This window comes from Bacillus sp. 22190, assembly GCF_052045575.1.
GTDB lineage: Bacteria > Bacillota > Bacilli > Bacillales > Bacillaceae > Bacillus > Bacillus altitudinis.
The window spans coordinates 69,062-88,966 of the sequence record NZ_JBQEPF010000009.1; the positions used below are offsets into that span (position 1 = coordinate 69,062).

Genomic DNA, 19,905 nt, shown 5'->3' on the forward strand with positions numbered 1-19,905 from the left:
GTGAAATTCCGATCGGGACAAAGGGGTTTTGACAGATGAAAACAGCGACAGTATCAGCACCTGAGAAACAAAAAAGAAAACTTCAGATGCCGGATGCATATGTACTCTTATTTATGATTGCTTTAATTTGTACGATCGCAACGTATTTTGTACCAGCCGGTGAATTTGATCGGAAAACGTCAGGAGAGATCACAACAGCTGTTCCTGGCAGTTATCACCGTATTGATCAATCACCAGTTAGTCCGGTTGGTTTTTTTACAGCGATTCAAGAAGGGATGGTTGGTTCATCCTCTATTATTTTTCTGATTCTTTTTACTGGCGGAACCATTGCGATTTTGGAAAAGACAGGTGCCATTAACGGGATGATTCACAATGTCATCAGCCGGTTCCAAACGAAACAGCTATTGTTTATTTGTATTGTTGGCGGATTGTTTTCTGTACTTGGGACGACCGGAATTGTGGTGAACTCGGTCATTGGTTTTATTCCTATTGGAATCATTGTGGCACGTTCTTTAAAGTGGGATGCAGTGGCGGGAGCGGCGGTTATTTACATCGGCTGTTATGCAGGTTTTAACGCAACCATTTTGTCTCCATCTCCATTAGGTTTATCACAAACGATTGCAGAACTGCCGATTTTTTCTGGTATTGGGCTGCGTGTCATCATTTATCTTTGTTTTCTCTTATCTAGTATTGTGTACATCTATTTATATACAAAACGCTTGAAAAATAAAGAGAAGGGAAGTCTTCTTGGTGACGAGTGGTTTCCAGCTAAAGGGCTAGGAGGAGCTGATGCGGAATCTGTGGACAAGCCTGAATTCACCGGCAGACATAAGCTGATTTTAGCGGTTTGCGGTTTGTCGCTTGGGGGGTTCTTATATGGTGCGCTTCAGCTTGGCTGGACTGATAAGGAAATGGCTGGTGTGTTTATTTTCATGGCCATTGCTGCTGGACTGCTTGGGGGATTAGCTGCCAATGATATTGCAAAAACGTTTATTGTCGGCTGTCAAAGCCTTGTATACGGCGCACTCATTGTCGGCATGGCACGCTGCATTTCAGTCATTTTGGAAAACGGCAAGCTGCTTGATACTGTGGTGAATGGGCTTGCGAGTATGCTGACAGGGTTTAGTCCAATCGCTGGTGCGATCGGCATGTATATCGCCAGTGCGCTCCTTCACTTTTTGATTTCATCAGGATCAGGAGAAGCGGTTGTCTTTATACCGATTCTTGCGCCGCTTGCTGATTTAATGGGTATCACGAGACAAGTAGCGGTAGAAGCAGTGATGCTCGGTGAAGGGGTGGTCAACTGCGTGAATCCGACTTCAGGTGTGTTGATGGCTGTCTTGGCTGCAAGTGGGATTCCATACGTGAAATGGCTGCGTTTTATGGTGCCGCTTGCGCTCATCTGGTTCGTCATCGGCCTTGTCTTTATTTGTATCGGTGTCATGATCAATTGGGGACCTTATTAAATAAGAGAGAAGCCACCAAAGAGTGTTTGGTGGCTTTTTTCTTATGAGAACATGTATGGGGACAGCGGTTTAAAACCACAATATGAGTGTTCACAAAATGGCTACATTATTTTTTTGAGCAATCCCCTTGCAAAAGTTTGTGAAGTGTTGCACAATAAGAATGTGAAATACTTCACATAAGAAAAACAACCTAGTTTTACTCAGGAGGATGAGATAAATGACAAACGAAAAAGTAAACAAAGTAGCACTTATTGGAGCAGGTTTTGTCGGCAGCAGTTATGCCTTTACATTAATAAATCAAGCAATCACAGATGAATTGGTAGTCATCGATTTGAATCAAGATAAAGCAATGGGTGACGTCATGGATTTAAACCACGGGAAAGCATTCGCCCCGCATCCTGTGAATACTTGGTATGGAGATTATGAGGATTGTCAGGATGCTGACATTGTATGTATCTGCGCTGGTGCAAACCAAAAGCCAGGTGAAACGAGACTTGATCTTGTTGAGAAAAATTTAAATATATTTAAAGGCATTGTAGACAATGTGATGAAAAGCGGATTCGATGGTATTTTCTTAGTTGCTACGAACCCAGTTGATATTTTGACATATGCGACTTGGAAATTCAGCGGACTGCCAAAAGAACGAGTGATTGGTAGTGGAACAACGCTTGATACGGCAAGATTCAGATACATGCTTAGTGAGTACTTTGAAGCAGCGGCGCACAATGTGCATGCGTACATCATTGGAGAGCATGGAGATACAGAGCTTGCTGTTTGGAGCCATGCGAATATCGGAAGTGTACCGATCACAGAATTAATGAAGAGAAATGACCAATACAAACAAGAAGATTTAGACGACATCATGGAGAATGTCCGTCATGCTGCTTACCAAATCATTGAGAAAAAAGGAGCGACTTATTACGGCGTAGCGATGAGTTTAGCCCGTATTACTAGAGCCATTTTACACAATGAAAACAGTATTTTGACTGTCAGCACTTATTTAGATGGGGAATACGGAGCAGAAGATGTCTACATTGGTGTACCTGCCCTCGTGAACCGAAATGGTGCAACAGAAGTGATGGAGCTCGCACTGAACGACACAGAAAAAGAAAAATTCGCACATAGTGTGAATGTGTTAAAAGAAATTTTAGCTCCTCATTTTTAATCAATCAAAGGCAACCTATCTGAGCAGAAAAGGATGAATCACTATGTGGCAGCAAATATATGATCCGTTTGGTAATGAGTTCGTCAGTGCATTGGTGGCCATGCTTCCAATCTTGTTTTTCCTACTTGCATTGACTGTATTTAAGTTAAAAGGGGTATTAGCCGCTTGTTTTACCTTGATCGTCAGTTTTGTAACAGCTGTTTTCTTCTTTCATATGCCAATTGAAAAAGCATTATCTGCTGTGGTGCTCGGTGTATCTAATGGGCTGTGGCCGATTGGATATATCGTCATCATGGCCGTATGGCTCTATAAAATTGCTGTGAAGTCTGGAAAGTTTGATGTCATTCGTTCTAGTATTGCAGGAATTTCTCAAGATCAACGGTTACAGCTCTTATTAATTGGTTTTAGTTTTAACGCATTTTTAGAGGGAGCCGCTGGATTCGGTGTACCGATTGCGATTAGTGCCGCTCTTTTAACAGAGCTTGGGTTTAAACCACTAAAAGCCGCCATGCTCTGCTTGATTGCAAATGCTGCGTCTGGCGCTTTTGGTGCAGTAGGTATCCCAGTTATTACTGGAGCACAAATGGGGAATATGACGCCGCTTGAGCTGTCTCAAACCCTTGTGTACACCATTCCGTTTATTTCTTTCTGTATCCCATTTCTGCTGATTCTCATTGTAGACGGCTTTAAGGGAATCAAAGAAACACTACCAGCCTTGCTTGTTGTGAGTGGAAGCTATGCGATTCTGCAGGCTGTTACAATGGTCACGATGGGTCCTGAGCTTGCCAATATTATTTCAGCTTTAGCGAGTATGGGAATTCTGGCACTATTTCTTCGAAAATGGCAGCCAAAACACATTTACCGTGAAGAAGGCGCACCGGCCATTGAACAAAAACAAACGTTTAGCGGAGTTGAGGTGCTGAAAGCATGGTCTCCGTTTTATATTTTAACTGCCGTCATTACTGTATGGAGCCTACCAGCTTTTAAAGCATTATTTGCTGTAGGAGGACCGCTTAACTGGACAACCATTTTAGTGAAAATGCCGTTTCTGCATCAGCAAATTGTGAAATTACCACCAATTGCCCAAACAGAAACACCGATTGATGCGATCTTTAAAATTGATGTTATTAGTGCAACAGGTACCGCCATTCTAATTGCGGTGATGCTGACAGGGTTGTTCAGCAGACATATTACATTAAAAGAAGGGGCTGCCTGCTTAAATGCAGCGGTCAAAGAGCTTTGGGTCCCTGTTCTTACGATTTGTTTTGTCATGGGCTTTGCCAACTTGGCGAACTTTGCAGGCCTAAGTTCTGCTATCGGACTAGCACTTGCTAAAACAGGCGATTTATTCCCGCTTGTCAGCCCAGTGCTTGGCTGGATCGGCGTGTTTATTACGGGATCTGTTGTGAGTAACAATGCCTTATTTGGTAACCTTCAAGCAGTCACCGCTTCTCAAATCGGCTCTCAGGCAGGTTTGTTAATCGGGGCAAATACGACCGGTGGTGTAATGGCGAAATTAATTTCTCCACAATCTATCGCTATTGCAACAGCAGCTGTTGGAGAAACAGGTAAAGAATCTGAGCTCTTCCAAAAAACAGTGAAGTACAGCTTCATTTTGCTCGGCATCGTATGTATATGGACATTCATTCTTGCTCAATTTATATAGGTTGATCGATTGATTGAAAAATGGAAGACTGAGAGATTTCTCAGTCTCAGCGTGTAGACAAACCCTCGCATTCGGTGTCAGTCCTGCGTGCCGGTGCTCACGAATGTCAAATTCGCTCCGCGCCGGTACTCGTCCTTCCTAGACTGCAAAGGTTTTCTATCACGCTGAAAAGAAGACAAAGGGCTAAAATCAAGTTCATTTTAGCCCTTTGTCAACAATCTGAGACTGAGAGATTTCTCAGTCTTTTTTTTATGTAGATTCTCGTGTGACAAGCCGAGTAGGTAGCTGAATATGTTCACGTTGTAATGGTTTTTGATCTTGCAACAGCTGAATCATTTGTTTGACAGACTGCTGGCCAAGCTCGACGATAGGGATGTCGATGGTCGTGATCGTTGGAGCTGTCACCTCGCAAATGTCTTGATTGTCATAACCGATCACCGCTAAATCTTTAGGAATGTCATATCCATATGAAATGGCTTGTTTAATGAGACCTGCTGCCACTTGATCATTGCCGGTGAAAATCGCATCCGGCGCATCCGGCATCCGGTGGATTAAGTCCATCAAACGAAAGCCGTCTTCAATGGTAAAAGCCTCGCCAAACAGCCAATCTTCTTTAAGCGGCAAACCGTGATCAGAAAGCGCATCAAGATAGCCTTGCTTTCTTTGTTTTTGTGCTTCACTGCTTTCTGTATCAAAGCAAAATCCAATGGATGTACGCCCTGATTGAATCAAGTAGTCAACCGCTTTATAGGCAGCTTCCCGCTCATCATATCCGATAATCGGAATGTCTGCTGTTTGATGAAATTCATTTGCCATGACGATTGGGCCGTTTGCTAAAAATGGCTCGATTGTTTCCCACTTATTTTCTAACGCCCCCAATATGACACCATCTACTTCTTTTCTTTTTAATAATTGAAGCCCTTCAAGTTCTACTGATTCTTGATAAAACGTCTGGAGCACGATGGCTTTATACCCTTGATCCAGTGCTTCCTTTGAAATGCCTTTAATCAATTGTGCAAAAAAAGGATGGTCCACAGCTGGAACAGACACAGCAATGGTTTTTGTCTGATGTGACCGAAGGGTGCGGGCTGCTGAGCTTGGTGTATACTCCATTTCCTTCATCACCTGTAAAATGTGCTGGCGCTTTTCTTCGGATACATATGGATGGTTGTTCAGCACCCGAGAAACAGTGGTCGTTGAAACCCCGCAGCGTTTGGCAATTTCATAAATTGTACACATATTAACAAATCCTTTACACAAAGTTATTGTTCTGAAATCGATAACATCATTTACAATGTGAAACAAGTTAAATATTAACAAATGGAATTGATTAATTGGAGGGAATGGAATGCAAATATTGACGAAGATATCAGGTAAAAGCAAGGATTATCTACCGTTGCTGGATATGATCAATCAAGGTGTTCAAGTAAAGGCTGATTCAGTTGAAAAGAATCTAGCGAATGATAAGCTTGCTGCGTTCCTTGAGCAAGATATTGCGCGTACGGGTTTGGAAAAAATTCTCTTCCATTATAAACAAAATAAGGAAAAAAAGATACCGTTCCTGCCGGTCGATAAACTGATTTCAGAGGATGAGATCGATGATATTATGCAGGTGCTGAAAGAAGTATTAAGTTCAGGCCGTTTTACATCAGGCCCTTATATTCCAAAGTTTGAAAAGACGCTCGCAGCGTACTTAGGGAAAAAATATGTCATTGCCACATCAAGTGGAACAGATGCCTTGATGATCAGTTTAATATCAGCAGGCGTCCATCCTGGAGATGAGGTCATCCTGCCTGCCAACAGCTTTGCTGCAACAGAAAATGCAGTGCTTGCGATTGGTGCGATTCCAGTCTATGCCGATATTGATCCAGACACCTACTGCCTAGCGGCGAATGAAATAGAAAAGCATATCACAGATAAGACAGTATGTATTCTCCCGGTTCATTTGTATGGAAAGCAAGCGGATATGAAGGCCATTTCGACGATTGCAAAACGGCATGGTCTATCGATCATTGAGGATGGCTGTCAGGCGATTGGCAGCAGCGGGCTTGGGGCATTTGGGGATGGACTTGTTCTCAGCTTTAATCCTTACAAAAACCTTGGAGTTTGCGGGAAGGCAGGAGCCATCGCGACAAATGATGAAGCCCTAGCAGAAAAATGCATGGAAATCAGCTATCACGGTTTTGAACCAGGAAAGAAAAACGTGAAGCGCAGTGACTATGGCTTTAATTCTAAGATTGATAACTTACAGGCCGCAATCGGGCTAGAACGAATGAAATATTTAGGTTTACAAAACTTTAAACGCTTTTACTTGGCAAAGAGATACATAGATCAGCTGCAAACGCTGGAAGACGAAGGCTATATTAAGCTTCCGAAGCTGACAGACGATCATGTATGGCATCTATTCCCGATCAGAGTGGTGAAGGGAAGCCGAGATGAGCTGGCAGAGAAATTACTGGAAATGGGCATAGAAACAGATGTCTATTACCCGATTTTATCGCATCAGCATCAAACGAATCTTGTTTCTCAAAAGTATAGACAAACGGAACTACCACATACGGAAAAAGCCGTACAGCAATTACTTCACTTGCCGCTTTACCCAGGAATGCCGCTGCAAGATCAGGAGAAAGTCATCGAGGGGGTCCATCATGTTATCAAATCTTCCATTCAATAAAAAGCTTGTGCATCAACCGCAACATCCGCAGTGGATCGTCTTCTGTGATTTCGATGAGACCTATTATTCTCACGGAATGACCGAGGAGCAGAGAGAGGATGTAAAACGGCTGGAAGCTTTTGTGGCAGAAAAGAGCGAAACCGGACAGCTCATGCTGGGCTGGGTGACTGGAAGCAGCCTCGATTCTGTTACGAGCAAAATGGAGAAAGGCGGTTTCTATCAATTCCCGCATTTCATTGCGTCGAATTTAGGAACTGAAATCGTGTATACATCAGATGGGAAATTTGGACAGCCGGATGCAGAATGGATGAAACGGCTTGATGCACAGGGCTTTTCGGACGAAAAAATTGAAGATATTCTGCAAGCCGTACGTGAAAAGGGGATCACCCTTAGGCCGCAAACGCAGCTAGGCAGCTCTGGGTATAAAAAGAATTTCTATTATCAGGAGCAGGATGAACGAACAGATCTCCATCATCTATCGTTCATCCAAACACTTGCGAAGGAGCGGGGTGTGGCGGTGAACATCAACAAATGCAACCCGCTTGCGGGTGACCCTGCGGATTGCTATGACGTTGATTTTTTACCAGTGGGAACAGGTAAGGATGAAATCGTTCGGTTTATGCTGAATCAATATAACCTGTCAAAAGATAAGGGTTTTGCTTTTGGTGATAGTGGGAATGATCTGCGGATGCTTCAATCCGTCACGCACGGCTTTCTTGTCCAAAATGCAACAGCCGAAGCCAAACGGCACCATCATCAAATTTGTCATCATGGGTATGCAAAAGGAATCTATGAAACATTGAAAACAGTGATGTATAAACATGAGGAGGCACATTCATGAAGAAAATTGGAATTGTTGGAGCAGGGAATATTGCAAAAGCACATGCTAGAGCATTATCAACGATCAAAGGTGCAGAATTATCTGGGGTCTATGACTTGCACGAATCCGTCGCACAAGGATTTATTAAACAGTACGGCGGACGGGTGTATGCCAGTATCGAAACACTAGCGGATGCATCAGATGGATTGATCATTGCTTCCCCTAACTTCTGTCACAAGGACCATGCCCTTCAGGCACTTAGAGCGGGACAGCCGATTTTATGCGAAAAACCGATGGCTGTATCGTTAAAAGAAGCGAAGGAAATGGTGGAGACAGCCAAACAGTTCCAGGTTCAAGCCAGTATGGGCTTTAACTATCGCTATTTATCCTTTGTGAATATTTTGAAGAACTTGATCGCCAATGGTGAATTAGGACGCGTTTTGACAGTACGGACACATTTTAAGAAAAATAGTGCCCTTAGAAGAAAGACATTTTCGTGGAGAGACAGCGGCGAAAGTCTGCGTACAAGCGGTGCATTAGGAGATTTAGGGATTCATTTGATTGATATGCTGTGGTACTTATTTGGCAGTGAAATGAAAAAAGAATCCCTTAATACGAAGATGCTGACACATGTAAAGGAAAAAGAAGAGAAAAAGGTACAGGTTGATGACCATACCGAAATTTTTGGGCAAATGGAGAATCAAGTGTTCTTTCATTTGGTGACGTCCAAAAGTACGCAGCCGGAGGAATGTGGATTTAGTGTAGAAGTGGTGGGGCATGACAAGGTTTTTAAATACCATACAAACATGAAAAACGAATATGAGATCAGTGATGGCTTGTGTGTAGAGCGTCATCAAATGCCGCAAACATTGCTGACAGATCCACCAAATGAATTTTATGGATGGTCTGATACATTCCGTGATCAGCTGATGCATTGGGTAAATACAAACTCATATCCATCTCATATGAAGGTAGCTGATTTTGCAGATGGTTATCGCGCGCAGGCTGCACTGAATACGTGCTTCGAGAGGGAAGAGGCTGTCGTCTCCGCCCGCGCATATTAATGAAAATGAAGAGGTGGAGCGGAGGATATCATGACTCCGCTCCTTTTTAGAGGAAGTGAAAAGATGAAAAAGGTGTTTTATTTTGGCTGTATCTTTTATTTTTTTATTGGGACCATTCATGTGTTTTTTGGCAGTTTAACGCCTTATTTGCTGTCTAGTTATGAGAAGGGCCCTGGGGAATTATCTTCTTTAATCTTCTTTCAGTTTATTGGCTTTTTGACAGGCGTTCTTTTGTCGCCCATTCTTGTGAGGAAAAAAGGCTACGGCACTGTTCTGACGATGGGATTGCTGCTGATGATCGGAGCGCTTCTTCTTGGCCTTTTGGTACCAGGTTGGACGATTCTTGTGGTGGCAGGTTTTTTCCTTGGGAGCGGTGCTGGCAGTCTTGAGACGACGGCCGGGGCGTATGTCATTTCAATGGCAAACAGTGCAAAGCGAATCAGCATCATGGAGGTCTTTTTTGGATTAGGTGCATTATTATTTCCTCTATTGATTCTGCTGACTGTGACAGAGGAAACGTGGCATTATGTGTTTTTATTTCAAGTCGGTGCACTGACTTTTTTCCTTATGCTGTGGCTTACTTTTATGAATAAACTCCCTCAAGGACAGATGGCAGCTCCTTCTCAAGACATGAAGAAACCATCTTTGCTGTTTGATCGAGGGAATCGAATGATTGTGGTGCTTATGATCTGTTTTGCGTTTTTCTACGCAGGAATTGAAACGAACTTTGCGAACTTTTTACCGTCGATCATGCTAGAAAAAGGGGGAGACAACTGGGGTCTTTTTGCGGTCTCTACTTTTTGGACAGCGATCGTCATTGGCAGAACTGTCATTGCAAGAAAAGCCGATCAGCTGCATCCGCTGCGTTTTTTAAAGTTAAGCGCAGCGCTGATGATTGTGCTGCTCGCCGTATTTGCTCTAGCCACCCACATCGCCGCACAGCTAATTCTGATCTTTTTCATCGGTCTGTGCGCAGCTGGCATGTTCCCCATTGCCTTGACGGCTTCTGCATTAATGATTGAAAATGCCATCGATGAGGCCACGAGTTATTTTATTGCCGCCGCTAGTTTAGGTGGAGCTTGTTTGTCCTTTTTGATTGGGTTTAGCCTTGAGTGGGCAGGTGCGGCAAGCGCCGTCTTTGTTTTCGCCTTTTTAGCTGTTCTCCTTTTTGCGGCTGCCATTCAAATGAATCGATCTCGGAAAAAAGAAACCATACCCACACAGCCGCCGGCGATGAAAGCCGATCGATAAGCAGCTGATCTGGTGGCTCCTCCTTTTGTATAGCTTATCTTCAGAAAAGGTAACGAAGGACTTGTACTAAAACAACGAAAGCGTGAATAACATGTACAAGTCAGCATCAAAAGGAGGACGTCTATGTGGCGGTGTTTTTTGGTTATATCTTTTTAGGGTTGTCACTTTCAGCGCCTGTTGGGCCAGTCAATGCAGCCCAAATCGACAGAGGAATTAAAAGTGGATTTTGGCACGCTTGGATTTTTGGTGTGGGGGCTATGGCTGCGGATATTGTCTATATGCTCCTCATTTATTTTGGTGTCGCCCAGCTTTTGACTGCACCTCTTGTGAAAACTTTTTTGTGGCTGTTCGGCTTTTTCGTTCTGACCTATACCGGTATTGAAAGCCTTCGTAAAATCAATTTGCAGGAAAGCCCAAAGAAGGATGGAGGAAACACGTCGATCGGGCATTCGTTCATGACGGGATTTTTTATTTCTCTTTCCAATCCGCTTAGTATTTTATTTTGGCTTGGGATCTATGGCAGTATTTTGGCCAATACGATTGAAAAGTATGGAGCATCTCAAATGCTGATGTACAGCATGGCTATTTTTATCGGCATGCTCATATGGGATTTCTGTATGGCGCTGCTTGCGAGTACGTTTAGACGGTATTTAAATGAACGAATTTTGCACGGCTTATCCGTTCTGGCAGGTCTCTCTTTACTTGGCTTCGGTGCCTATTTTGGATATCAAGGAATCATGGCGCTCATTGGATAGAATGGTTGATCAGAAAAAGGGCTAAAATCTAAATCATTTTAGCCCTTTTTCATATTTGACAGAAATAGGACACTCTTCAATAATGATGGAAGATACATAAAATTGAAGGGGTTTTTGTCATGCGTATGTTCCTGCCAGCATTCAACTATGTGTGTATGCTGATGTTGTCTGTGATCACAGCGACATTTGTTTATACCATGTTGTTTGTCCCACCTGAATCCAGATTCAGTTATGTGGAGGTCACCAGTCTTTTCATTTTGATCGCTTATGTGCTATTTGCTGCACCTATCCAAATGGTTTTACACCGTCATCCTGAGAAGTTTCGACGCCGTGATTTATTGGTTTATTTTATCGGGGCGTGGGTGGTTTGTACGGCGCTTGCTTTATGGATTGATTATGGTGTTGTCGTCTTTATTAGCTACAAAGTTTATCTATTTAGCTTTTGCGCGGCCTTTATTTATTGGCTACTTGATTCCGTCTTTTTAAAGAAGAAACAATCATAAAGGCTTTTCCCGTTTTTTCTCTTGAATATGAACGTGTATGACCTTCGAGAATCCGCTTGATACAAAAGCAAGAGCCGTCATCAGAAGGACCCAATATAGATTGCTAAGGTCAAATCCAGTATAAGCGAAGATGAAAATCATCGAAATCACGGACGTTAATATGAGGACAGGCCATATCCGTTTAAATAGCAGATAACCAACAAATCCCCAAAGGAAAGCCATCACTGGTAGTGTAAATAAGATCAGATACATCGGATGGAGAAAAAGAAGACGCATGTCATTCACCCATTTCTTTTATAATGACCAACTCTATTAGATAGAGGCGGCTAAATGATGATATGCAGAAGCATACTCATACATGATTAGATAAATGGAAGTGAATTCCTGCCTCATCCGGCAAATCAACCACCTTGTGAATGTCCAGTGAAAGTCGTTGAAGGACAGTCACCACAGCTTTTTCCTCCTCATAGGCTATGGGAGAAGACGCTAAAACGAGGTGGAAGAAAATGGCCCAGCTGTATGCAAAAAGTTGCCTTGATCAAAATCTACGATCACTCGAAGAATGGAAGCAGGATGCCTTCACACAGTTTGGAGAGATGGTCGGTGATGAGGCAGATACATTTCCGTGTGTACCAGGCAGACAAGGATTTTTTCTCGATCATTTGCGTTATGGGTTTGTCGGTGATCCGCGGGGAGAAGAGGCCGTGAATGAATTAGCAGAGCTTTTAAGGGAATACCAAAGCTGCTCTAGGGAAACCGGTCAATATGCTTCGTTCATTTGCTTTTTTGAAACACCGCAGGATATGAAGGAGTATTCGCTCGAAGAGTATGAGGAGCAGTTTTGGTCGATGGTTCAGCAATTACATCAAAAGGATGAAATGAAATGGCCAGAGGAAATTCCATCAGATCCTGAAAATCATGAATGGGAATTTTGTTTTCATGGGGAGCCTTATTTTATTTTATGCGCGACACCAGCGCATAAGCTAAGAAAAAGCCGTCATTTTCCTTATGTGATGTGGGCCTTTCAACCAAGGTGGGTGTTTGAAAAGATGAACGGTTCCACCACATTTGGTCAAAAAATGAGTAAACTCGTTCGGAAGAGGCTGAAGGCGTATGATCAAGTTGATGTACATCCAGCATTAAAATGGTATGGGGATCAGAAAAATTTAGAATGGAAACAATATTTTCTCTCAGATGATGAGGCGGAGAAACCAGCCTCCGCCAAATGTCCATTTACTGCTTTAAAAAACATGATGAAATTATGATGCGGCCTGATCCTGTTTCCACTTTTTTCTCATAAAGAGTACCATGATGCCAATGACAGCAATGATCCCAAGGCTTATAAAAAAGCCGGGTCGTCCGCTTGCCTCTGTCAGAGTGCCTGAAACGGCGGCACCGATTAAGATCAGGGCAAGAACCATTTCGCACGTTTGGCGAGTGGATGGCTTTGACAGCTTTTTGCTTGAAAGCAGAATAAACACCCATGTGTATAAAAGAGTTAAGCCGGCTGCTGTTGTGAGATGCTCATATATGTGTTTGGACAAAAAGAGTGCCAGCAAAATCGAGACAATCAACCCTGCAGCAGTTAAAAGAATTGAAGACCATCTGACATGAGATGGTTCTTTTTGTTTAAAACAAGCAGGTGCATCCTGATGTTCCGACATCGTGCCAAGCAGTGTTGTGACCGCATAGAGGGAGGCAACCAATGTGGAAAACCCGGCAATAATGAAAATGCCATTAAAGATATGAAGGAAAATCGATAAATGAAATGGCTCCAGTGATGTAATAAATGGACTGCTATTCTCGTTAAAGGCTGTCACTGGCACAAGCAAAAGCGCAAGTCCGATGGAGACGATATAAATGACAGCAAGAATGATCAGCATCACACGTCCAGATTTTGCGGCGTCTTTCGGGTCTTTTAAATGAACCGCCATCAGCCCCATGACTTCAATTCCCCCGAAAGCATAAAACGCATAAATCAGCCCATTCCATAGACCGAGCGGGCCGAGCGGCATCCATTCATGGTCTTTATTTGGCAGGTGGAGGGTGGGCCTATGCTCTGTGAGAATGCCACATAAAACAAGAACCGCAAGGACGACAAACAATAGGATCGCCCCGGTTTTCAGCACGGCAAGGACATTTTCCGTCTTTTGAAAAGAAGAAAGCCCAATGATAATCACAAGCAGGGCAAGAGCGGAATAAATCGCTGAAAACACCCATAGTGGAATGGATGGAAACCAGTGACGAGTAAAAAGAGAAATCGCCGTCAGCTGACTCCCTGTGATGAGCATTTCTGAAAACCAATACACCCAGCCATTACTAAATCCCGCCCAGCGCCCATAGGCTTTTCGGGCATAGGAACAAAATGATCCTTTATCTGGGTTTTCGGCTGTCATCGCAGCCAGGTGTTTAAAGACGAGATATGTGCCGACTGCCGCAAGCAAAAATGAAATGCAGACGGAATAACCGGATTTTGTAATGGCGATGCTGGAACCAAGGAAGAAACCAGTGCCGATTGTACAGCCGACTCCGATAAGAGAAAGCTGCCACCAAGATAAAGATTGTTCTTCTTTCAATTTGTGTGCAACACCTTTCCGATTCAATAGCATTAGCTTGTGACCGCCTCTTTTTTTTATACATGATCAAGAGGACGTTTTGGGCATACTGTCAACATGGAAAGGAGTGCATGTGATGAACGGAGAATACGTGATTTTACCAAAGGATGGATTTGGCTTTCGGTTAGGAAAAGGACAATGTATGCGAGTGGTTGATGTCGAAGGGCAGCAAGTAGCAGACGTGATGGCCTATCATGAAAAGGATTTTTATGAAAAATTTGATCAAGGCGCTACAATGGATAGCCTGTTCTCTTCCAAGGTGAAAAAGGGAGATCAGCTATATTCTAATTTATATAAACCAATGTTTACGGTCATCGAAGATACAGTCGAATGTCATGATTTATATATGCCTGCGTGCCGGCAAGAAATGTATCAGCTCTTATACGGCAGGACGCACCTAGAGGTCATGCATACATGCTACGATAATCTCAGGACGGCCTTTGAGCCATTCGGGATTCCAAAGGAGGATATGTATTATCCTTTTAATGCGTTTATGAATACAGTTATTGATGAGAAAGGAAAACTGTCTGTCGAGCTACCAAAATCGCTCCCTGGTGATTACATTCGTCTGCGTGCAGAAATGGACCTCATCGTCGCCGTGTCTGCCTGTCCTGCCGACATTGGAAAATGCAATGGATCAAGCTGTACATCCATCCGGGTGGAGATTGATTGAAAAGGAAAGACCAGTCAAAGAGACTTGGTCTATTTCGTTTGTGAATGTTTGATCATTTATGAAAAAGGGGAACGTCTAAAAAATATCTTTTTTCAAAACATGATATAATAAAGTGGCTTAAATCGTAGGTAAATCAATTGAAATGGAAGTAAAACCTGTTCTCTTCATGTAGAGGATGCTTAGGAGGAAAAGTGTATGAGTTTGCAGAAAAAAATCAGCCAAGAGTTGCATGTGCAGCCCTCAATTGACCCAAAGCAGGAGATCGAAAAACGGGTTGGATTTCTAAAGGCTTACTTGAAAAAGACCGGTGCAAAAGGATTCGTTCTCGGTATTAGCGGCGGACAGGATTCAACGCTTGCCGGCCGTCTCGCTCAGCTCGCTGTAAGTGAGCTTCGTCAAGAAGGAAAAGAGGATGCTGTCTTTATTGCAGTCCGTCTTCCGCATGGCACGCAGCAAGATGAAGACGATGCGCAGCTGGCTCTATCATTTATTCAGCCGGACAAGTCTTGGAAATATGATATCGCGCCTGCCGTGACGGCATTCAGTGAACAATACCAAAAGGAAACAGGCGGTGCGCTGTCTGATTTTAATAAAGGGAACGTCAAAGCACGCATGAGAATGATCGCACAGTATGCCGTCGGTGGACAGGAAGGCTTACTTGTCATTGGAACGGATCATGCAGCTGAAGCTGTGACTGGGTTCTTCACGAAGTATGGTGATGGCGGTGCAGATGTTCTTCCGCTCACAGGTCTGACGAAACGCCAAGGACGGTTGTTGCTTGAGACCCTTCAGGCGCCGGAGCGATTATACTTAAAGAAACCGACAGCCGATCTGCTGGATGACAAGCCTCAGCAAACGGATGAAACAGAACTTGGTATTACGTACAATGAAATTGATGATTACTTAGAAGGAAAACCAGTTTCAGATCAAGCAGCAGAAGCGATTGAAAAACGCTATGTTCAATCAGAACATAAACGTCAAGTACCAGCTTCTATGTTTGATGACTGGTGGAAATAAAATATGTGACCTCTCCAGAAGATGGAGAGGTTTCAGGCTGTCGAGAAAATCTCGACAGCTTTAATTTTTCCTTAAAGTTTCCATATCCAAAATTTATAATAGAGATACAACATCAATCTGTAAAGGATTTATCCGATCGCCGCATTTTTGGTGTCATCGCACATAGACGCTTTCATCGAACAAGAGGAAATTCCAGTATCATTTTGAACATGATCATTACATATGCCCAAATGGTGAAAAGCTATCATATACGACAACTGACCGAAAAGGTTATAGGTACTATAAATCAGACCCTAAAAAATGCGTTTCTTGTCCTTTCCTTGAAAGCTGTACAAGATCGAAAAATTATCAAAAAGTGATCTCAAGACATGTATGGGAGGAACAAGAAGAAAAGATTAGACAAAATCGTCTGTCTATCTCTGGAAAAAAATAATATAAAAAGAGAAAAGAAAAAATAGAGCGAAGCTTTGCAGATTCAAAACAACTGCATGGGCTTCGCTACTGTTGGTTGAGGGGAAAACAGAATGTGAGTGTGCAAGTTCTCCTCACAGCTACGTACCAGAACATGAAAAAGATTGCCACAGACCTAGCCAAGCTAGGCTAGGTCTGTGGGAGGCCTTTTTTATTTATTGTTGCTTAACAGTAATTTTTAAGGTATTTTTACAGTATATGCTAAATTAACAAACATAATATTTACGCCTACATCAACTTTCTTATATTTGTTTTTAACTGCCCATGCAACAGCACCAGAAGTTCCAGCAGTAATAGCCGCAGCGGCTCCAGCACCCCATGGTCCAGCAGCAGCAATTCGACTTGTGTACCAACCGATATATCCGGCTGCAAATCCACCTGCTACTATGGCATTCATGCTTCTAACTTTCGGTCCTAATTTGAGGTGTAAACCTACAAAACCTAATGTCTGCATGTCACCTTTTTTCTCATTCTCTTCAAAGCTAAATTCTTCTGATTTCATTGAAGTCATTAGTAGACTGTCGTGTTCTGAAATTCCCATTTCCATAAGGGTTTCTTTATCAGCTGTAAAATGAATATTTCCATCCGCATCTAATTCAAAGAAATTAGATAGTTTTTCTGCTAATTCCAATTGTTTTTTAGCTACACTGACTGGGGGGTTCTCATTATTACCTTGACTGGCATGACTAATCATTGGAGAAGAGAAAACAAATGTAATAGTAAGCACACATAACACTACTAGAAATTTTTTAAACATAGGTACCACTCCTATTTGTTTTTTGGGTAACGCATACATGATATTTCCTTCTATTGGGGTGGAATACTTAGAGGTTAAGGAGAGTAATAAAATGTATTTATTCTTATTTACTTTGATTTATTGTGTAATCACACAAATGTTGAGTTTTTCCTTTGAGATGTCTTTTGGTGTGTACTTGATAGGGTTAGCTTTAATCAAAGGACTTTCCAGTGGGGAAATTAAAGACATCTTTAATTTCAAAAAGACAAGTGACGTGTTCAAAGAAAACAGATTTATAGATTCTTTGATGGAATTGTTTTCTTTGGTAATAGTGTTTATTAATGCATACTTAATTGATTATGAACCATTCTCTCCCTTTGAGTTTGTTTATACTTTTTTCTTGCTTGTAGTTCTGTACAGGTTCCTATTTTGGGGGATCATAAGAGAGTCTAAAAAATGGTTGCATAAAGAGTCATAAGAGACATGGGCTTATAAAAATCACTCACTTTCTTTGATACATTCCAATGCTACCATTTATTTCTATATAATTGGTAATATGGTGGGAATTTTATTTTTCAGTTGCGGTGTCCGCAATTATGGTTCTTTTAATTGGGAGGAGAAATTTCGAATAGAGAAGAATTAGATTGTCAATTATCGCTAATGAACAGGCTGGAGAGCCTGTTTTTAAAAAAAATATTATGTTTTTGTTGAAAAATCCTATTTTGCTTGCGATGTCCGCAAGCATTTTTTTTATTTTTCAGTGCTTCATTTTGACGGATTTTTTTGTGATAAAATCCAGTCACTGCGGAGGTGAATCATGTGAAGATAGAAGTAGGAATAAACCTGTTTGAGATAGGATTTCTCATTCTAGGTGTTTCAGTTTTGTTTTTAATCAAAGCTAATGAGGAACGAAAAAGAAAGAGCTAGGCTGCTTCTTGAAAGGCGCTTGACGGAAATCAAGAGATTTTAACACTCACATAGAGGTTTACTTAAAAATTTCAGTTGAGATCGCTCAGATTTGATTCTGATCGCTTTTTTGTTTAGGTATTAAAAGTAGGGGTGGTGTGTCAAAAACGCTTATAAGGGCTTTAAATGTGTTTTTTCGTTTTGGCTACTGAAATCAGTTTGAAAATCTGTTTGCGAGATACAGAAAATTTCCAAAATTGGAACTAAAATGGACTTTGGGCGTATTTCATGTGCTAGGATTTAACATAAAACGGCAAAAATTGAGGGGGATGAATGAATGGCAGCTGTATCTTCAGCGAAAATCGGTCAGAAGATTAATGAATGGTATCAGAATATCAAGGGGCTGAATGTAACAGATGCGGAAATGCTTCGGAGTGAGATCAGAAGGGATTTAGACATCATGGAGGAAGATGAGCAAGCTGTTCTTTATTTTCAGCTTATGGAATTCCGCCACGAACAAATGCTTGAATACATGAATCTAGGAGCTCGGAAATTAAATAAAGCGGAGTACCTGCGATCAGTTGAAGGGCAAGGGCGGAAGCTTACTGGAATCCTGGAATACTATTTTAATTTTTTCAAAGGGATGTATGAGTTTTCGCAAGGTGATTACATTACTGCGATTACTTTTTATCGACAGGCAGAAAAACGGTTGGATCGAGTGGCGGATGAAGTTGAAAGAGCAGAGTTTTACTTCAAGATGGCAGAGATTTTCTATCACATGAAGCAAACTCAAATGTCTATGTATTACATCATGCTAGCCCTTGATACATATAAGGCGCACCCGACTTATCTTGTCCGAGAAATTCAGTCTTGTTTTGTTGTTTCAGGAAATTATATTGATCTTAACAGTTCTGAAAAGTCTCTCCCGCATTTAGACAAAGCATTAGAAAAATCACATGCGATTAAGGATGAATTAATGATTGGTATAAGTTTGATGAACTTGGGTCACTGTTATTCTAGTTTGGAAAAATATCAGTTGGCATTAGATCATTTGGAGGAAGCTAAAATTTATTTGAAACGTCATTCTCACATACGAGCAATCCTTTATCAGCAGGCTCTGATCCATTTTAAATTGGGTAACGATGAATTGGCCAAGGAATATTTGCAGCGTGGCATAGATTATCTAAAATCAAACCCTGATCAATTATTCGGATCTTTGTACGATTTTCTTGTAAACCTATATATAAAGCCACTTAATCTTGATGATCTCAAGGATATTTTGAAACGATTTGATAACATTAGGGGTTATCCATATTTAGAAGAACTGGCATTAGAGTCCGCAGAATTTTATACTAAATGTGAGCGTATGGAGGAATCTGTATATTTGTATCAGCAAATGGTGTACGCTCAAAAACAAATTCGAAGGGGCGACTGTTTGTATGAACATTAGAAAAAGCTTTGTTTTAGCTGGTCTTGCGATCATGATGTTGGTTGGTGGTTCATATCTGAATCATACCGTGACTGCTATGGAGTTGGCTATTCGATTAGGTACATGAAAAATGGCAGACCTTTTGGGTCTGTCTATTTGGAAATTCTTCTGGAACAACACCAATGCACTAACAGACACTCAGAAAAAATCCCTTCCAATTGGATAGGGATTTTTTGAATAAGCTGTGATCTAATTCAAAGTTGCATAACCCTAATCAACAACAAACAGTACGGCCGTTCCATCTTCGGATTCATTTAGTTGGTGGGACACCCAAGATCCCGCACCTCGATTGTCTGAAGGAGATATTTATTCTATATCGGCTCCTGCACCGCCTTCTTCACAAATAGCCATAGGGAATTCATCTCGATCATATCCCCTTTTTGTTGGTATGTCTTTCAATGATTCTTCTCTATTTTTATCGGCACCTTCTTTATCAATCGTGCAGACGGCAGAAGCGCCCTTTTTTATAGCATTTTTTATGTCTCGTGCTCTTTCTGGATACTTATCAAACGGAAACTTCAATTTCACATCATACTGAGACCTCTCCAGAAGAAGGAGAGGTTTTTTTATGTCGAAGTGGGTTTGACAAAACAACCAAAAATTCATTAAATTAGTAGAACGATATACTTAATTC

16 protein-coding genes and 2 pseudogenes are annotated in these 19,905 nt (G+C 41.8%); 14 read left to right on the plus strand and 4 right to left on the minus strand.

Annotation, left to right across the window (positions count from 1 at the left end; genetic code table 11):
* Positions 1-35 precede the first annotated feature (35 nt).
* The 3 genes from ACTJKA_RS13400 (at position 36) to ACTJKA_RS13410 (ending at position 4,297) form a co-directional block, all read left to right on the plus strand.
* Positions 36-1,466: a YfcC family protein gene (locus tag ACTJKA_RS13400; RefSeq protein WP_007498311.1), complete on the plus strand. Its 1,431-nt coding sequence runs from the start codon at positions 36-38 to the stop codon at positions 1,464-1,466.
* 217 nt (positions 1,467-1,683) lie between these two features.
* The gene (locus ACTJKA_RS13405; RefSeq protein ID WP_007498309.1) at positions 1,684-2,631 is read left to right on the plus strand and encodes an L-lactate dehydrogenase; all 948 of its coding nucleotides are present in this window, start codon (positions 1,684-1,686) and stop codon (positions 2,629-2,631) included.
* 43 nt (positions 2,632-2,674) lie between these two features.
* On the plus strand, positions 2,675-4,297 hold the full coding sequence (locus ACTJKA_RS13410) for an L-lactate permease (protein WP_046342560.1): 1,623 nt from the start codon (positions 2,675-2,677) through the stop codon (positions 4,295-4,297).
* Positions 4,298-4,546: 249 nt separating this feature from the next.
* Here the strand turns inward: ACTJKA_RS13410 and ACTJKA_RS13415 are convergent, their stop codons facing one another.
* Entirely contained in the window at positions 4,547-5,536 is a 990-nt protein-coding gene (locus tag ACTJKA_RS13415; protein ID WP_098680984.1) for a LacI family DNA-binding transcriptional regulator, read from the minus strand.
* A 109-nt stretch (positions 5,537-5,645) separates the two neighbouring features.
* On the opposite strand from ACTJKA_RS13415, the gene ACTJKA_RS13420 reads away from it, so the two are divergent.
* The 7 genes from ACTJKA_RS13420 (at position 5,646) to ACTJKA_RS13450 (ending at position 12,629) form a co-directional block, all read left to right on the plus strand.
* Complete coding sequence (locus ACTJKA_RS13420) at positions 5,646-6,971, plus strand: DegT/DnrJ/EryC1/StrS family aminotransferase (protein ID WP_017358580.1); 1,326 nt, start codon at positions 5,646-5,648, stop codon at positions 6,969-6,971.
* The gene (locus tag ACTJKA_RS13425; RefSeq protein WP_212357393.1) at positions 6,946-7,812 is read left to right on the plus strand and encodes an HAD-IIB family hydrolase; all 867 of its coding nucleotides are present in this window, start codon (positions 6,946-6,948) and stop codon (positions 7,810-7,812) included. Before ACTJKA_RS13420 ends, ACTJKA_RS13425 begins: the two co-directional genes overlap by 26 nt.
* Positions 7,809-8,855 (plus strand): Gfo/Idh/MocA family protein, encoded by a 1,047-nt coding sequence (locus ACTJKA_RS13430; protein ID WP_017358578.1) that lies wholly within the window; start codon positions 7,809-7,811, stop codon positions 8,853-8,855. The genes ACTJKA_RS13425 and ACTJKA_RS13430 overlap by 4 nt, the downstream gene beginning before the upstream one ends.
* A gap of 63 nt (positions 8,856-8,918) precedes the next feature.
* On the plus strand, positions 8,919-10,106 hold the full coding sequence (locus ACTJKA_RS13435) for an MFS transporter (protein WP_138825014.1): 1,188 nt from the start codon (positions 8,919-8,921) through the stop codon (positions 10,104-10,106).
* A 125-nt stretch (positions 10,107-10,231) separates the two neighbouring features.
* Positions 10,232-10,861, plus strand: coding sequence for a LysE family translocator (locus ACTJKA_RS13440; RefSeq protein ID WP_081114636.1), 630 nt, complete (start codon positions 10,232-10,234; stop codon positions 10,859-10,861).
* 119 nt (positions 10,862-10,980) lie between these two features.
* Positions 10,981-11,364, plus strand: a complete 384-nt coding sequence (locus ACTJKA_RS13445; RefSeq protein WP_025206705.1) for a UPF0715 family protein — start codon at positions 10,981-10,983, stop codon at positions 11,362-11,364.
* A gap of 506 nt (positions 11,365-11,870) precedes the next feature.
* Positions 11,871-12,629 (plus strand): YqcI/YcgG family protein, encoded by a 759-nt coding sequence (locus tag ACTJKA_RS13450; RefSeq protein WP_035390524.1) that lies wholly within the window; start codon positions 11,871-11,873, stop codon positions 12,627-12,629.
* Here the strand turns inward: ACTJKA_RS13450 and ACTJKA_RS13455 are convergent.
* Positions 12,624-13,973 carry an amino acid permease gene (locus ACTJKA_RS13455; RefSeq protein ID WP_046527187.1) on the minus strand — a complete coding sequence of 450 codons (1,350 nt, stop codon included), beginning with the start codon at positions 13,971-13,973 and terminating at the stop codon, positions 12,624-12,626. The two genes, ACTJKA_RS13450 and ACTJKA_RS13455, sit on opposite strands and share 6 nt — an antisense overlap.
* An 82-nt stretch (positions 13,974-14,055) precedes the next feature.
* On the opposite strand from ACTJKA_RS13455, the gene ACTJKA_RS13460 reads away from it, so the two are divergent.
* The 3 genes and pseudogenes from ACTJKA_RS13460 to ACTJKA_RS13470 all read left to right on the plus strand — a co-directional run.
* A complete protein-coding gene (locus tag ACTJKA_RS13460) occupies positions 14,056-14,652 on the plus strand; it encodes a DUF1989 domain-containing protein (protein WP_024718981.1) in 597 nt (198 codons plus the stop codon).
* Positions 14,653-14,847: 195 nt separating this feature from the next.
* The gene (gene nadE, locus ACTJKA_RS13465) at positions 14,848-15,669 is read left to right on the plus strand and encodes an ammonia-dependent NAD(+) synthetase (protein ID WP_007498287.1); all 822 of its coding nucleotides are present in this window, start codon (positions 14,848-14,850) and stop codon (positions 15,667-15,669) included.
* 106 nt (positions 15,670-15,775) lie between these two features.
* Positions 15,776-16,273 (plus strand): annotated as a pseudogene (locus ACTJKA_RS13470) (transposase); the annotation flags it as partial.
* A gap of 45 nt (positions 16,274-16,318) precedes the next feature.
* Here the strand turns inward: ACTJKA_RS13470 and ACTJKA_RS13475 are convergent.
* Positions 16,319-16,936, minus strand: coding sequence for a hypothetical protein (locus tag ACTJKA_RS13475; protein ID WP_440607794.1), 618 nt, complete (start codon positions 16,934-16,936; stop codon positions 16,319-16,321).
* Between the two features lie 1,183 nt (positions 16,937-18,119).
* Between ACTJKA_RS13475 and ACTJKA_RS13480 the strand changes: the two genes are divergently transcribed.
* The gene (locus tag ACTJKA_RS13480; protein ID WP_440607795.1) at positions 18,120-19,232 is read left to right on the plus strand and encodes an aspartate phosphatase; all 1,113 of its coding nucleotides are present in this window, start codon (positions 18,120-18,122) and stop codon (positions 19,230-19,232) included.
* A gap of 249 nt (positions 19,233-19,481) precedes the next feature.
* On the opposite strand, the pseudogene ACTJKA_RS13485 reads toward ACTJKA_RS13480, so the two are convergent.
* A pseudogene (locus ACTJKA_RS13485) lies at positions 19,482-19,811 on the minus strand (NucA/NucB deoxyribonuclease domain-containing protein); the annotation flags it as partial.
* Positions 19,812-19,905 lie beyond the last annotated feature (94 nt).